Origin of the sequence: Natronorubrum amylolyticum (assembly GCF_052040145.1) — an archaeon.
GTDB lineage: Archaea > Halobacteriota > Halobacteria > Halobacteriales > Natrialbaceae > Natronorubrum.
Genome location: NZ_JBPPFW010000002.1, coordinates 558,696 through 573,031 on the forward strand (window position 1 = coordinate 558,696; position 14,336 = coordinate 573,031).

The 14,336-nt window shown below is 64.5% G+C and carries 12 protein-coding genes; 4 read left to right on the forward strand and 8 right to left on the reverse strand.

Annotated features, from left to right (window positions below; genetic code table 11):
* The first annotated feature begins 22 nt into the window (after positions 1 to 22).
* Entirely contained in the window at positions 23 to 1,174 is a 1,152-nt protein-coding gene (gene trpB, locus ACSFDB_RS09070; protein WP_440770673.1) for a tryptophan synthase subunit beta, read from the forward strand.
* Between the two features lie 55 nt (positions 1,175 to 1,229).
* Here the strand turns inward: trpB and ACSFDB_RS09075 are convergent, their stop codons facing one another.
* The 4 genes from ACSFDB_RS09075 to ACSFDB_RS09090 all read right to left on the reverse strand — a co-directional run bounded on the left by ACSFDB_RS09075 (position 1,230) and on the right by ACSFDB_RS09090 (position 5,301).
* On the reverse strand, positions 1,230 to 1,640 hold the full coding sequence (locus ACSFDB_RS09075; protein WP_440770674.1) for an HIT family protein: 411 nt from the start codon (positions 1,638 to 1,640) through the stop codon (positions 1,230 to 1,232).
* Between the two features lie 81 nt (positions 1,641 to 1,721).
* On the reverse strand, positions 1,722 to 2,783 hold the full coding sequence (locus tag ACSFDB_RS09080) for a glycosyltransferase family 4 protein (RefSeq protein ID WP_440770675.1): 1,062 nt from the start codon (positions 2,781 to 2,783) through the stop codon (positions 1,722 to 1,724).
* Between the two features lie 141 nt (positions 2,784 to 2,924).
* Complete coding sequence (locus tag ACSFDB_RS09085) at positions 2,925 to 4,298, reverse strand: hypothetical protein (RefSeq protein ID WP_440770676.1); 1,374 nt, start codon at positions 4,296 to 4,298, stop codon at positions 2,925 to 2,927.
* Positions 4,299 to 4,695: 397 nt separating this feature from the next.
* Positions 4,696 to 5,301: a hypothetical protein gene (locus tag ACSFDB_RS09090; RefSeq protein ID WP_440770677.1), complete on the reverse strand. Its 606-nt coding sequence runs from the start codon at positions 5,299 to 5,301 to the stop codon at positions 4,696 to 4,698.
* 300 nt (positions 5,302 to 5,601) lie between these two features.
* Here ACSFDB_RS09090 and ACSFDB_RS09095 point away from each other — a divergent pair, with 300 nt between their 5' ends.
* On the forward strand, positions 5,602 to 7,443 hold the full coding sequence (locus ACSFDB_RS09095; RefSeq protein ID WP_440770678.1) for a S9 family peptidase: 1,842 nt from the start codon (positions 5,602 to 5,604) through the stop codon (positions 7,441 to 7,443).
* Between the two features lie 30 nt (positions 7,444 to 7,473).
* Here ACSFDB_RS09095 and ACSFDB_RS09100 read toward each other — a convergent pair whose 3' ends face one another.
* Together ACSFDB_RS09100 and ACSFDB_RS09105 are read right to left on the reverse strand one after the other, a co-directional pair.
* Positions 7,474 to 9,228, reverse strand: a complete 1,755-nt coding sequence (locus ACSFDB_RS09100) for an acetate--CoA ligase (protein WP_440770679.1) — start codon at positions 9,226 to 9,228, stop codon at positions 7,474 to 7,476.
* 9 nt (positions 9,229 to 9,237) lie between these two features.
* Positions 9,238 to 9,513: a hypothetical protein gene (locus ACSFDB_RS09105; RefSeq protein ID WP_440770680.1), complete on the reverse strand. Its 276-nt coding sequence runs from the start codon at positions 9,511 to 9,513 to the stop codon at positions 9,238 to 9,240.
* A gap of 317 nt (positions 9,514 to 9,830) precedes the next feature.
* Between ACSFDB_RS09105 and ACSFDB_RS09110 the strand changes: the two genes are divergently transcribed.
* Positions 9,831 to 10,847, forward strand: coding sequence for a lysylphosphatidylglycerol synthase transmembrane domain-containing protein (locus ACSFDB_RS09110; RefSeq protein WP_440770681.1), 1,017 nt, complete (start codon positions 9,831 to 9,833; stop codon positions 10,845 to 10,847).
* A gap of 36 nt (positions 10,848 to 10,883) precedes the next feature.
* On the opposite strand, the gene ACSFDB_RS09115 is transcribed toward ACSFDB_RS09110, so the two are convergent.
* A complete protein-coding gene (locus tag ACSFDB_RS09115) occupies positions 10,884 to 11,945 on the reverse strand; it encodes an NAD(P)-dependent glycerol-1-phosphate dehydrogenase (RefSeq protein ID WP_440770682.1) in 1,062 nt (353 codons plus the stop codon).
* Between the two features lie 96 nt (positions 11,946 to 12,041).
* Here ACSFDB_RS09115 and ACSFDB_RS09120 point away from each other — a divergent pair, with 96 nt between their 5' ends.
* Positions 12,042 to 13,247 (forward strand): MFS transporter, encoded by a 1,206-nt coding sequence (locus ACSFDB_RS09120; protein WP_440770683.1) that lies wholly within the window; start codon positions 12,042 to 12,044, stop codon positions 13,245 to 13,247.
* A gap of 44 nt (positions 13,248 to 13,291) precedes the next feature.
* On the opposite strand, the gene ACSFDB_RS09125 is transcribed toward ACSFDB_RS09120, so the two are convergent.
* Entirely contained in the window at positions 13,292 to 14,281 is a 990-nt protein-coding gene (locus tag ACSFDB_RS09125) for an NAD-dependent epimerase/dehydratase family protein (RefSeq protein WP_440770684.1), read from the reverse strand.
* Positions 14,282 to 14,336: the final 55 nt, after the last annotated feature.

Consider the following 14,336-nt stretch of genomic DNA (forward strand, 5'->3'; position numbering starts at 1 on the left):
ACCGGCGTTCCACTCTCGACGTATGTCTGACGGCGCATTCGAGGGCTACGGTGGGCGACACGTCCCGGAACCACTGCTGGAACCGCTTACACAGCTCGCGGCGGCCTACGACGACGTCGCCGAGAGCGACACGTTCCAGACCGAGCTACAAGATTTGCTCGAGGAGTTCGCCGGTCGACCGACTCCGCTGTACCACGCTGGAAATCTGAGCGAGCGCTACGGCGCCGAGATCTACCTCAAGCGCGAGGATCTGCTCCACGGCGGCGCGCACAAGATCAACAACTGTCTCGGGCAGGCGCTGCTCGCGAAACACGCCGGCCGGGAGCGGCTCATCGCCGAGACGGGCGCCGGCCAGCACGGGACCGCGACGGCGATGGTCGGTGCGCTGCTGGGGCTCGAGACGGAGATCTACATGGGGGCGAAAGACGTCGCCCGCCAGGAGATGAACGTCTTCCGGATGCGCCTGATGGGCGCTGAAGTCAACGAAGTCACCCGTGGCAAGGAGGGTCTGGCAGACGCCGTCGATGCGGCCCTCGAGGACTTCGCACAGAACGTCGACGACACCCACTATCTCGTGGGGAGCGTCGTTGGGCCGGACCCGTTCCCGCGGATGGTTCGGGACTTCCAGAGCGTCATCGGCCGCGAGGCCCGCGAGCAGTTCCAGGAGCGCACGGGCGACCTGCCCGACGCCGCGGTCGCCTGCGTCGGCGGCGGCTCGAACGCCATCGGGCTCTTCCACGCCTTCCGGGACGACCCGGTGGACTTCTACGGCGCCGAAGGCGGCGGCGAGGGAAGCGACTCGAGTCGCCACGCGGCCCCGCTCGCGAAGGGACGAGACGACGTCATCCACGGGATGCGTACGCGAGTAATCGACGACGACGTCGAGGTTCACTCCGTCTCCGCCGGCCTCGACTACCCCGGCGTCGGCCCCGAACACGCCATGTTCCGGGCTGTCGGTCGCTGTGAGTACACCGGTATTACGGACGAGGAGGCCCTCGCCGCGTTCCGCGAGTTGAGCGAGACGGAAGGCATCATTCCGGCTCTCGAGTCCAGCCACGCCATCGCGCGGGCGATTCAACTCGCCGAGGACGGCGACCACGACACGATCCTCGTGAACCTCTCCGGGCGCGGCGACAAGGACATGGAGACCGCGGCGTCGAAGTTCGATCTCTAATTAGCCGACCGCCGTCGTCCTCCCCAGAAACGGCACTCCAGAACGGACGCCGCCGTCACACCGACTCTCGCACGCGAGTCGCCAGCGACGAGGCGTCGTTAGACTCGAGTCGATCTCGCGACAACGAGAGCGACACGTCGTCGTCTCCGGTCCGCGGCAGGAGGTGAACGTGCGCGTGATCGACGGTCCCGACCAGCGGACCGCTGGTGTGGAAGACGCTGAAGCCGTCGGGGTCGAGCACCGCCTCGAGCGCGTTCGCAACGGTTCGGACCGACTCGAAGACGGCCGTCGACGTTGCGTCGTCGACCGCCAGCAACTCCGGTTCGTGGACGCGGGGAACGGCGAGACTGTGGCCCCGCACGGCCGGATTGGCGTCGAGAAACGCAATCGTTCGGTCGTCCTCGTAGAGTACGTGCGCCGGTCGGTCGCCGGCGGCGATCCGGCAGAACTCACACTCGTCGTCCATACCCGGTTCTGCTCGCGAACGAACATATAGGTATCTCTGTACGAACGGCGATCCGATGCAGAACGTACTGAAGAGATCGGCCTACAACAGTCCGTGCTCGTCCTGTAGCGTGCGATACTGCTCGAGATATCGATCGGCGACCACCGACTCGTCGTAGTCGGCGAACCGGTCGTCGAACTCCCGGAACTCGAGGTCGCCGGCCTCGAGTATCGCGTCGGCCAGTTCCTCCTCGCTCGTCGTCCGGAACCCCCGGTCCCAGCCCTCGACGAGTTCGTGGGCGCTCGAGTCGGCGTGGTACTCGACGATGCCGACACAGCCCGATGCCAGCGCCCAGCACATCTCGGTGGGGAACACGCAGTGTTCGGCCGTCTGGGCGAAGACGTGCGCGCCGCGGTAGGCCGCGATTCGCTCCTCGAGCGACAGGTCGCCGACGAACGTGATCCGGTCTTCGATCCGGAGGTCGCTCGCGAGGCGTTCGTACGCCGCTCGTTCGGGCCCGTCGCCGATGACGGTCGTGGACCAGTCCCGGCCGCGAAGCTCCGCCAGTCCGAGCAGTAGACTCTCGAGATTCGCCCCCTCGTCGAGTCGGCGGGCGTAGACCACGTCGACTCGATCCCCTGGCGTCACCGACTGGATTCGGTCGACGTCGATCGGATTCGGGACGGTCTCGACGTCGTCGCCGTCGGCCCCGCGCTCGCGGACCCACGTAGCGACGAGTTCCGACGGGGTGACGAGCCGATCGCCGCGTGTCGTCGCCAGTCGCGTCCACCGATCGTCGGCGACCCCGCCGTCGCCGTACCACTCGACGAGCAGTGGTGCCCGAGCGAGCGTCGCACCCCAATTAGCCGCGAGCACCGCCGCCGGGGGCTGGGCGTTGGCGTGAACGATATCGGCTCCCGCGGCCGCCAGATCGAACGGCAGCCGCAGACAGAACGACCGGCGTGCGTCGACGTCATCCGTCACCGCGTGATACGTAATCTCGTCTCGCTCGAGCGTCGGCGACTCGTCGTCCCAGAATCTGGCACAAAAGCAGTGGACATCGTGACCGTGATCCCGAAGCACCTCGAGAATCGTCTGGAACCGCTGGTTCGTCTCGGTTTCGCGGTGGTGTACCGTGTCGATCGAGACGAACGCGATGCGCATGTGGCGCGGAACGTAGCGCCGGGATAAAAAGTCACTTCTTTCGGCCAGTTGGCGTTCGGACCGAGCTTCGGTGGGAAACTGACGCCCGGAACTACGGGCGCAGCGTTGGACTCGAGGTCTTAGTGCGTAGTCAGTCGACGTTTACTTGCCATCGCCGTCGTTGTCAGTGTCGCCGTCGTTACCGTTGTCGTCCTTCTTGTCAGCTTCCTGGTCGTCCTTCTTATCGTCCGTCTTGTCAGCTTCCTGGTCGTCCTTCTTATCGTCCGTCTTGTCGGCTTCCTGGTCGTCCTTCTTGTCAGCTTCCTGGTCGTCCTTCTTGTCAGCTTCCTGGTCGTCCTTCTTGTCGTCCGTTTTGTCGGCTTCCTCGCCGTCCTTTTTGTCGTCCTTCTTGTCAGCTTCCTCGTCGTCCTTCTTGTCGTCGTCCTTCTTGTCGTCCGTTTTGTCGGCTTCCTCGCCGTCCTTTTTGTCGTCCTTCTTGTCAGCTTCCTCGCCGTCCTTCTTGTCGTCCTTCTTGTCAGCTTCCTCGCCGTCCTTCTTGTCGTCGTCCTTCTTATCGTCCGTCTTGTCGGCTTCTTCGCCGTTCTTCTTGTCGTCGTCCTTCTTATCGTCCGTCTTGTCGGCTTCTTCGCCGTTCTTCTTGTCGTCGTCCTTCTTATCGTCCGTCTTGTCGGCTTCTTCGCCGTTCTTCTTGTCGTCGTCTTTGTCAGCTACTTCGTCGTCCTGCTTGTCGTCGTCCGTCTTGTCGTCCTTCTTGTCGTCGTCTTTGTCAGCTACTTCGTCGTCCTGCTTGTCGTCGTCTTTCTTATCGTCCGTCTTGTCGTCCTTCTTATCGTCGTCTTTGTCAGCTACTTCGTCGTCCTGCTTGTCATCATAAACCTTGTCGTCTTGCTCGTCTGTTAGCTCGTCACGTTTGTCGTCTCGGTCGTCGTCAGTTTTCTCGGTCGTCGTGACAGTCGTCGCCGCACCGTCCGTGGTCGTATCAGTCGTCGCCGCACCGTCCGTGGTCGTATCAGTCGTCGACTTGTCGGCGTGATCAGTGACACACTCGAGCGTCAACTCGCTCTCGTCGAGAGTCAGCTCCTTCCCGTCGATGACCGCCGAGAACTCGTAGGTGCCGTCCGCGAGTCCGCTAACCGTGACGGTTTCGTCCGCCGGAAGCGTCACATTCAGCGACTCGGGCTCGAGTTGAGTCGCGAGCACTCGGTCGACCGCGTCGCCGGTTTGTGTTCCGCTTTCGGAGGTCACCTGAATCGTGGACTGTGCCCCGTCCCAGGTGACGGTCGTTTCGACTGGTTCATCGTTCGGATTCGTAATCGTCACGACGCCCGCGTCGTCCACGCACTCGCCCTCGATGGCCAGTGAGTCGTGTGTCGATTCCTGTGCGGTCGCGACACCGCCTACGCTCGCGACCGTCAGACCGACCGCGACCAAAAAGGTGAGCAAGATAACGCCCAAGATTTGTGTCGATTTCGGCCCCGCTATCCGTCCGTTCTGTTTCGTACTCGTGTCTCTCATGACTTCGTACGGTGAGAACACATGCGAGAGCCCACCTTTGTTATGACAAGCAGACAGCAAGCTGTTCAGGGAGTGTTTGTCTCTAAGTAGGACACACTCATATTATGACTCTATCTCGGAAATGAATTGTCGACAACCTTCGGTTTCGAACTGTTACGTCGCGAACGAGGTTCCGAGACCTGTATTTTGAACCGTTCAAACGTCGAATTCGGTCCATAGAAGGGGCAACAGGTGTTCGAGCGGTGATCAGGCTGTTTCTATTGTTGCACTGGCGACACATTTCGTATTACCCGCGTCCCCGAATCCAAGAAAGACGCTCGACGGCGTAGAAGGTACCGCATCGGTAGGATTTGTGAATCGACGAGCGTCACCGAAAGCGTCGGTCGTCGTCGATCAGTTAGTTATCGTCCCCGAAGGTGAGCATATCGCTGAAAAAGCCGGTAATCCGATCGACGATGCCATCGTCGTCATCAGCTTCGGTGTCGCCTTCGTCGTCGTCATTCGTATCGTTCCCGGCTCCGATATCGTCGTCGCTCTCGTTCGTGCCGTCCGCATCGTTCCCCTCGTCTGTGCCATCGTCTGCATCGTCCTCCGACTCGGTATCGTCGCTCTCATTTCCCTCGTCGTCCGTTGCGTCATCGTCCACCCCCTCGCTCTCATTTCCCTCGTCGTCCTCGGCTTCGTCACCATCGTCTGCGTCGTCGCCGTTCTCGTCCTCGTCCGTGGCGTTGCCCTCGTCGCCGAAGTCGTCCGGATCGTCGCTTTCGTTCGATTCGTTACCGCCGAGTTCCTCACCGAGATCGACCGGCTCGTTGTGCTCTTCGGTGAGATTCGTCGGCGTCTCGGTGTCGTTAGCTGGCGTCGTCTCTCCAGGCGAGAGTCCGGTGCCGACGACGGCCAAGGTTACGCCGAACGCAACGAGCACGACCAGCACCGTCACGAGGACGGCCGCGCTCGAGGCGACGCTATGTCCGTCATCGCCGTCTTCACCCGTGTCTTGCATTGCCCGAAACTACTCGTCCCGAGGTGTTTTGTTACGCGTAGCAAACCATCTCGTGACACACACTGACACACAGGTTGGAGGCTCGAGCGCGTCAAATATGGCCTGACAATCCAGAATACCGGATTCAGCCGCCGTAATCGAGAGACGGTGTAAGGGTGGATTAGGCTGGTATTCCGACCATAATAGTTCTGTCATGTTGAGTGTTGGCTGGGAGAGACTATCTATCTATTCTGTCTTTTGCGGTGGCGATGGACGTTCCGCAACCAAAACCACTACCGCGCCGAGTCGAGAGGCTGTGGTATGGACAGCTACGAGATCGAACGCTATCTCAACATCCGAAGCGCGTACGGCACGTCGTTTGGCCCCGACGGCGACCGGCTCTCGTTTCTGATGAACACGACCGGCACCGCACAGCTCTGGACGCTCGAGGAGGCCCAATCCTGGCCCGAACAGCGGACGTTCTACGACGAACAGGTGTCGTTTGCCTCCTGGTCGCCGGAGCGACCGGAGCTGATCTTCGGGATGGACGAGGGCGGCAACGAGCGCGCCCAACTCTTCAAACTCGACGCCGAGACCGGCGAAATCGTGAATCTGACCGCGAAGCCTGACGCCAAACACCGCTGGGGCGGCTGGAGCCACGACGGCGAGCGGTTCGCGTTCGCCTCGAACCGCCGCGACGAGTCGGTTTTCGACCTCTACGTACAACAGCGCGACGAGAGCGGAGACGACGCGACGCTCGTCTACGAGGGCGACGGCTGGCTCTCGCTGTCGGGCTGGAGTCCCGACGACTCCCGGTTGCTGGTCTCGCAGGCGTACTCCAACTTCGACCAGGACCTCTACGTGCTCGACCTCGCAGCCGACGACCCCGGACTCGAGCACCTCACGCCCCACGAGGGCGACGTTCGCTACCAGAGCGCCAGTTGGGCGCCGGACGGCGAGGGGATCTACCTCGCGACGGACGAGGGGAGCGCGGACACGCTCTATCTGGGCTACCTCGACCTCGACACCGGAGACCTCGACACCGTAGCGGACGGGAACGGATGGAACGTCGGCGGCATCGCGCTGGACGACGAAACCGCCCGGTTCGTCTTCTCCCGAAACGTCGAGGGGTACACGGAACTCACCGTCGGCGAGTTCGACGAGCACGATCCCACCGCGTTCGAGACCTTCCCCGAACCCGACTTACCGGGCGGCATCTCCGGCGGCGTGAGCTTCGATCCCGACGCCGAGCGCTTCGCGCTGTCGACCACCGGCGATACGGTCAACACGAACGTCTTCGTGGTCGACCTCGAGACCGGCGAGACCGAGCGGTGGACGAGCGCGCCGACGGCGGGTATCCCGACCGAAACGTTCGACGAGTCCGAACTGGTTCACGTCGAGAGCTTCGACGAACTCGAGGTCCCTGGCTTCTTCACCCTCCCCGACGGCCACGAGGCGGGTGACGGCGAAGCGAACGACGACGGCGTCCCCGTCATCGTCGACATCCACGGCGGCCCCGAGAGCCAGCGTCGGCCGTCGTTCTCGAGCGTCAAGCAGTACTTCACGGACCGCGGCTACGCCTACTTCGAACCCAACGTCCGCGGCTCGGCGGGCTACGGAGCCGACTACGCTGCGCTGGACGACGTCGAGAAACGCATGGATTCGGTCGCGGATATCGAGGCCTGCGTGGAGTGGCTGCAGGATCACCCGGCCGTCGACCCCGACCGAATCGTCGCCAAAGGCGGCTCCTACGGCGGCTTCATGGTGCTCGCTGCGCTGACGGAGTACCCCGACCTCTGGGCCGCTGGCATCGACATCGTCGGCATCGCCAACTTCGTCACGTTCCTCGAGAACACCGGCGACTGGCGGCGCGAACTCCGCGAAGCCGAGTACGGCAGCCTCGCCGAGGATCGGGAGTTCCTCGAGAAAATCTCGCCGACGAACAACATCGAGCACATCGACGCGCCGCTGTTCGTCCTCCACGGTGCGAACGATCCCCGCGTCCCGGTCGGCGAAGCCGAACAGATCGCCGAGAAGGCGGCCGAACAGGGGGTTCCGGTCCGGAAGCTGATCTTCGACGACGAGGGCCACGGCTTCTCGAAGCTCGAGAACCGCATCGAGGCTTACTCCGCGATCGCGGAGTTCCTCGACGAGCACGTCTGATCGTCGCGGCCATCGCTTCGGAGTCCAGTTTCAATCCTCCGCCTCGCGAAGGTCGGCCCGCCGAACCTTCCCGGTCGCCGTCTTCGGCAGTTCCTCGACGAACTCGATCTCGCGGGGGTATTCGTACTGGGCGAGTCGGGTTCTGACGTGCTCCTGTAAGGTGTTCTCGAGCGTAGCCGAGTCGGTTCCGTCGTCACCCTCGCCGTCCGCGAGATCGGTTCCGGCCGCGGTGACGACGTACGCCTTCGGCACCTCACCGCGTTCGTCGTCCGGGACGCCGATTACGGCGGCGTCGGCGACCGCTTCGTGGCCCGCCAGGCTCTCCTCGATCTCCTCGGGACCGATGCGGTAGCCCGCGCTAATTATCACGTCGTCCTTGCGGCTTTTGAACGTGAAGTAGCCGTCCTCGTCGACCGTTCCGAGGTCCTCCGTGAGCAGCCAGCCGTTGCGAACCTTCCGCTCTGTGCGCTCGGGTTTGTTGAGATACTCCTTGAAACAGACCGGGTTTCCTTCGTATCTGACGGCGATCTCACCGATCTCACCTGTCTCGACGGTCGGCTCCGCCGTCTCGGTATCGACGATCCGAACGTCGTGACCCGGGGCAGCGAGCCCCATCTTCCCCTCCCGGAACTCGGCGAGGGCCGTACAGTCGCCGACGAGGAGGTTCGCCTCGGTCTGGCCGTACCCCTCGTGAACCGCCGCGCCGTCGAACGTCTCCTCGGCCCAGTCGACGATACTCTGTCCGAGTGATTCGCCGCCGCTGGGAATCACGCGAACCGAGTCGATATCGTACCGCTCGCCCGGATCTGCGGTCTGCATCATCATCCGCAGTGCCGTCGGCGGCGCGAAGAAATTCGTCACGTCGTAGCGCTCGAGGATCTCGAACGCCGTTTCCGGATCGAACTGGCCGCCGTCGTAGGCGACGACCGGCTTTCCGTAGTACAGCCCCGGCACGACGACGTCGAACAGGGAGGCGATCCACGCCCACTCCGCGGGGGTGTAGTAGACGTCATCGTCGCCCAACTCGAGGTTACAGAACGTCGTCAGAAACAGCGGCAGGTGGCCGAGCAGCATCCGGTGGGCGTGACGAACGCCCTTCGGCTCGCCCGTCGTCCCGCTGGTGTACATGATGATCGCGTCGTCTTCGGCCTCGGTGTCGACGGTGTCGAACTCGCTCGAGCAGCCCTCAATTGCGCCCCAAAAATCGGTCTCCGCATCGACGGTCTCATCGGCACCTCCCGCAGTATCGACGCCGCCGACCGTCAAGATTCGCTCGAGCGAGGGGACCTCACCGGCGGCTTCGCGAACCGCTCCGACGTTCGATTCGTCGACGACGCAGACGCGCGACTCGCTGTCGTCGAGTCGGTAGCTGATCGCGTCGGGGCCGAACAGAGTCGACAGCGGGATCGAGACGGCGCCGAGTTTCCAGGCGGCGACGTGTGTGAACACCGTCTCTGCCGTCTGCGGTGCGTTGACGCCGATTCGGTCGCCGCGCTCGATGCCGGCGTCGGCGAAGTAGTTCGCCAGTCGGTTCGTTACCTCGTGGAACTCCTCGTAGGTGTACTGTTCGCGCTCGCCGGCCGCCGTTTCGGTGTAGAGGGCGACACGTTCGTCGCCGCTCTCGCCGCCGTCGACGGGGTCCGTTGTCGCCCACCGATCGCAGACGTACGCCGCCATGTTGAACCGGTTCGGTACCTCCCACTCGAACTCCTCGCGCAGGTGATCGTAGTCGTCCCACTCGGTCTCGTCGAAGTGGTACGCGTCGAGTCGTGGTGTTTCGGGCATTGTTCTGAATTACTTGATCACGATGGGGTTGACCGGCGAGCCGCTTCCGTGGACGGTTTCCGGCGGTGTACCGACGTAGCAACAGTCGTACTTCCCGTCCTCAGCGCAGTCGTCGGCGAGTTCGTCTAGCCTGTCGATCTCGTCGACCGTCACGCCTCGGTCGCGCTGAAGTACTTCCTCCTCGATCGGGTCGTTGAACGCGCCTAGCTCATCCGCTTCCCATCTGCACCAGTCTCTTGGTGCATCCTCGAGTACCTCGGCGAGATCGTTGAACATTGCTACCACAAAACACTGGGCACGATGTCGGCGATAACTGTTTGGGTCGCTGCAGGACGGCCGGTCGACTTGCGAGCCTCGAGACGTAACAAAAACGAGGAGGGCCTGAAATCCGCGTTCGACCAACGAAGGGTCTACATTCGGCCGTCGAGAAGTTCGCGTTCAGCCGACGAGGAGTCCGTGTTCAACCGGCAGAAGCGGTCACGAGATTTTGATCGAACGCCGAACAATTATTATATTTCTGCAACCAACAGATATACAATTCAACAAACGGCCAGCCTTACCGATTCAGAGTCGTTAACCCGTCCGCTCACTGTACGGCCCGTATGCGCCGCCTGCGAGCGGTGGCCGGACTCGTCATCGCCGTCGCCGTAGTCGCACTGTTCGTCTACGGCGTCGGCTGGGAGGACGTCCTCGAACACGCTCGAGGCGCACACCCCGCGATGATCGCCGCGGCTGCCGGCACCGGACTCGCCATGTTGGCTCTTCGGGGCGCGCTCGTCAAGCGGCTCCTCCACCCCGTCGACGGCGCCGCACGCGGCGGCGGGTTCCTCACGGCGTTTCTCGCCGGCTATTTCGCCCGGAGTGCGCTGCCGTGGGGTCGGTCAACCGGAACGCCGATCATGGCCTACCTGCTCGCGGCGAACGCCGACTCGGAGTTCGAAGACAACCTCGCCGTCGTCGCCGTCGCGGAAGGGTTCAACCTCGTCGCCAGCCTCGTCGTCGCCGCCGTCGGACTCCTCGCGCTCACGATTGCTGCCGGGGCGATCGATACAATCGACACGACCGTCGCCATCGTCGGCGGCAGCGGACTCCTCGCGGCGGGCGCGCTCGCCGTCGTCTTCAACCGCGGACTGGCGCGAACCGCCTCCCTCGAGTTCGCCGTTCGAGTCGAAGCCGTCGTCGGGAAACTTCCTCGAGTGCCGAACATCGACGGGACCCTCACGGGACGGATCGACGGCTTCTTTGGGACGCTCGAGACGATTCAGGCCTCCCGGCGGACGCTCGCGGCCGCGGCCGGTATCGCGGTCGCGGGCTGGGTCGCCAACGCACTTCCCCTCTACTTCTGCCTGCTTGCCCTCGGCGTCGACGCGCCGCTCGCACTAGCACTGTTGTGTGCGCCGCTCGCCTCCTTCGGCGGGATCATCCCGCTCCCCGGCGGCACCGGCGGTATCGAAGTCGTGCTCGCGAGTCTGCTCGTCGCGACCGCGGGAATCGCGGGCGACGCCGCCACCGCGGGAGCGATCCTCTACCGGCTGACGACCTACTGGCTGCACCTCGGCGTCGGGGGCATCGGGGCCGTCTACCTCACGGTTACGGGGACGGAACGCGCCTGGGTGTGAGAACGTAGCTGTGGCCGACTGCTCCGACTGTCAGGATCAGTCGATGACGCCCGTCACCGTCGCGACCTCGCGGGCGGCCCGCTCGTCCATCCCGTCGCCCAGAATCGTGTAGCGGTCGCGGATCGCGTGGCAGGTCGTCAGCGACTCGAGGACGGTCTCGTCGTCGATGCCAAGTTCGTCGGCGGTCGTCGGCGCGTCGATGCTGTCGAGCGCATCCCTGATGTCGCGCCAGATCCCCTTCTCGCCGCCGTGGAGGTAGGCCGTCATGATCGAGCCGACGCCGACCTGGTGGCCGTGGAGCGCCGCGCCGGGTGCCAGTCGATCGAGTTGGTGCGAGAAGAGGTGTTCGGCACCGCTCGCGGGTCGCGAGGAGTCCGCGATGCTCATCGCGACGCCCGAGGACATGAGCGCCTTGCTGACGATCCAGGCCGACTCCTCGAGACCCGGGCGGACGAGATCCGCATTGTCGACCAGAATCTCGGCGGTCATCTCCGAGAGCGCGGCGGCGTACTCGGAGTACTCGACGTTTTTGAGCCGGTTCGCGAGCCGCCAGTCCATCACCGCGGTGTAGTTCGAGATGATGTCGGCACAGCCGGCGGTCGTCAGTTCCCAGGGCGCTTGTGCGAGCACTTCGGTGTCGGCGACGACCGCGAGCGGCGGTTCGGCCGCGACGCTGTGGCGGGTGTCGCCGTCCGGAACGGAGCCGCGGTTGCTGATGACGCCGTCGTGGCTGGCCGCCGTCGGAACCGAGAGAAAGCCCATCTCGAGGTGGTGACTCGCCATCTTGGCGATGTCGATGGCCTTTCCGCCGCCGATGCCGACGAGGTAGGAGACCTCCTCGGCCTCGGCAATCTCGATGACGTCCTCGACGGCGTCGAACGTCGCCTCCTCGATGGTGACGATCGCGGGATCGATCCCCGCGGCCTCGAAATCGGCGGCGATCGGGTCTGCGGCGACCTCGCGCGGCGTCGGACTGGTTACGAACAGCGGCCGACCCTGGAGGTGCAGGTCGTCGATGACGTCGACCACCTGATCGATGACGCCGTGGCCGACGACGACGTTTCGCGGCAGGCGAATCCACGTCGATTTCTCGAACATATTGCTGACCACGGAAGGGAACACATAAAATCGTTCTCGTCGATCCGGACAGCCGGTCCGGAAGGACCGATCCGTCGGGAATAGTGACGTATTTGGGTGGCCTGTTCGTCCGAGCGAACGGTAACTCGGATGGCGATTCAGGGCACCGGCATCAAGTACGGACCGCACCTCGCGGCGTTCAGCGTCGGCTACGTCCTCTTCTCGTACGCGTCGGTTCCCGGCGCGGTCGTCGATCGATTCGGCGTCGGCTACACCGCGGTCGGACTGCTGATGAGCGCGGCGCTCGCCGCGTTCGTGATCGTCCAGCCGTTGGGCGGTCGCCTCGTCGACGGACGGGAAACGGTTTCCGTCCTCCTCGCGGTCGTCTCGGCCAACATCGGGCTCGCGCTGGTCATGGATCTCACGTCCTCGTTTTCGACGCTGCTCGCGCTTCGCGGCCTCTGGGGCCTGGCCGGCGGACTCGGGGTGACCGTGTGTGCGACCCACATCTCTCGAGTCTACGAGGGACCGCAGGCGACGTGGCACCAAGGGCTCAACGGCGGCATGTTCACCGGCGGCGGCGCGGTCGGATTCCTCGTGACGCCGACGCTCGTCGGGGTCACCGGCTGGGTCGGCGTCCACGCCGCGGGCGCTGTCGTCGCACTTCCCGCCCTGTTAGTGCTCTGGATAGACCGGAATCGTGCCGATCGAACCCGCCCCGATTCGAAGTCCACGGGTACACAGCAGCGCTCCGACGGCGGGGAGCCGGTATCTACCCTCCAGATCCTGCGCTCACCGATCGTCCTCCTGGCGGCCGCCTGTAACTTCGCGACGTTGGGTGCGTACGTCACCCTCTCGACGTTCGTGGCCGCGTACTTCGGCGATCTCGGAATCGCCGGGCCGATAAGCGCGGTCGCGCTCGGCATCGCCTCGCTCGGTCGGTTAGGCGGCGGCATCGCGGTGCTCCGCCCCGACCTCCCGGACGGTCGGGTAATCGCCGGCGCAGCGACCGTCGGTGCGGCGAGCCTGTTCGCCCTGCTCGTCGGCGACGGACTCGTTCTCGTCGTCCTCCCGATCGTGGCGCTCGCGGCCGTCTCGCTGCCGTTCGGGGCGATATTCAAGACGGCGTCGACGGCCTCGAGTCGCGACGGGACGGCGGTCGCGTTCGTCGTCGCCGTCGGGAACGTCGCCGCGCTCTCCCTGCCGGCGATCACCGGCCACGTTCGCGACGTGACGGGGGAGTACACGCTGGCGTTCGTCCTCATCGGCGCGTTGAACCTCGTGGCCGCCGTCGCCGGACTCGCCATCGCCCGACGGAACTGAGGGACCGAGTCGGTCGAGTCCGACGCGTCCTCGAGCGCCGCGATTCAAAAGGTGTCCAGAATCCCCAACACCCGCTCTTCGGCCTCCCGGTCCGGCCCGTGCTCGCTGCCGTCGCGGTCGCTCTCGAGGTGGGAGTCGACCGACCGGGCCATTGCCTCCTCGAGCGGCGTCGATTCCCAGCCCAGCGCGGCGAGTTTCGCCGTCGAGAGCACGTGTGGATACTCCCGGTAGAGGAGGTAGTCCTCGGGCTCGATGTCGCCGGCCGCGAGTTCGCGGGCGCCGGCGGTGACGACCTCGACGTCCGCGTCTAGTTCCGCTGCGATCAGGTCGACCATCTCCTCGAGCGTCACCAGCCGTCGGTCGCCGACGTTGTACGCCTCGCCGGCCGTCCCCCCTTCGGCGACGATCCGCAGCGCGCTCGCGACGTCTTCGACGTACGCGCGGTGCCAGACGTTGGTGCCGTCACCCGGAACGACGACGCGGTCGAAGCGGTTCACCCGGTCGATCCACCAGTCGAGTCGCTCGGTGTAATCGTGCGGCCCGTAGACGATACAGGGACGGACGCTCATCGCCCTGACCCCCTCGTCTGCGGCCGCGGCGATCGCACGGTCGCCCTCCGCTTTTCGATTGCCGTACGTCTCGTGGGCGTCGTCGACGGCCTGCTCGGACGTACAGGGCTCGAGCGGCGTCACGCCCTCGCGTTTCGGGATCTCCTCGGAGCCGTAGGCCGCGCCGCTCGAGATGTAGACGTACGCCTCGCAGTCCGCGAAGATGCCGGTGGCCGCCCGGACGTCCTTCGGGTAATAGGCGACGCAGTCGAAGACGGCGTCGGGGTCGACCGTGCTCGCGGCCGCCTCGAGCACCGAGTCGTTCGTCCGGTCGCCCTCGACGCGTTCGACCCGGTCGTTGCCCTCGAATGGGTTCTCGTGATTCCCGCGGTTGAGTATCGTGACGTCGTAGTCGTGCTCGAGCAGGTCCTCGACGAGATGCCGACCAATAAAGCGCGTGCCGCCGATAACGAGTGCCGTGTCCATGTCTGAGCCTCGTCGCTGTGGCTGAAAGGTCCAGCGGTCGACGGCGTCGAGTCGT

Excerpts from the sequence above, each read along its gene's own strand:
- trpB (WP_440770673.1), top strand. The coding sequence starts at position 23 with ATGTCTGACGGCGCATTCGAGGGCTACGGTGGGCGACACGTCCCGGAA.
- ACSFDB_RS09075 (WP_440770674.1), bottom strand. The coding sequence starts at position 1,640 with ATGGACGACGAGTGTGAGTTCTGCCGGATCGCCGCCGGCGACCGACCG.
- ACSFDB_RS09080 (WP_440770675.1), bottom strand. The coding sequence starts at position 2,783 with ATGCGCATCGCGTTCGTCTCGATCGACACGGTACACCACCGCGAAACC.
- ACSFDB_RS09085 (WP_440770676.1), bottom strand. The coding sequence starts at position 4,298 with ATGAGAGACACGAGTACGAAACAGAACGGACGGATAGCGGGGCCGAAA.
- ACSFDB_RS09090 (WP_440770677.1), bottom strand. The coding sequence starts at position 5,301 with ATGCAAGACACGGGTGAAGACGGCGATGACGGACATAGCGTCGCCTCG.
- ACSFDB_RS09095 (WP_440770678.1), top strand. The coding sequence starts at position 5,602 with ATGGACAGCTACGAGATCGAACGCTATCTCAACATCCGAAGCGCGTAC.
- ACSFDB_RS09100 (WP_440770679.1), bottom strand. The coding sequence starts at position 9,228 with ATGCCCGAAACACCACGACTCGACGCGTACCACTTCGACGAGACCGAG.
- ACSFDB_RS09110 (WP_440770681.1), top strand. The coding sequence starts at position 9,831 with ATGCGCCGCCTGCGAGCGGTGGCCGGACTCGTCATCGCCGTCGCCGTA.
- ACSFDB_RS09115 (WP_440770682.1), bottom strand. The coding sequence starts at position 11,945 with ATGTTCGAGAAATCGACGTGGATTCGCCTGCCGCGAAACGTCGTCGTC.
- ACSFDB_RS09125 (WP_440770684.1), bottom strand. The coding sequence starts at position 14,281 with ATGGACACGGCACTCGTTATCGGCGGCACGCGCTTTATTGGTCGGCAT.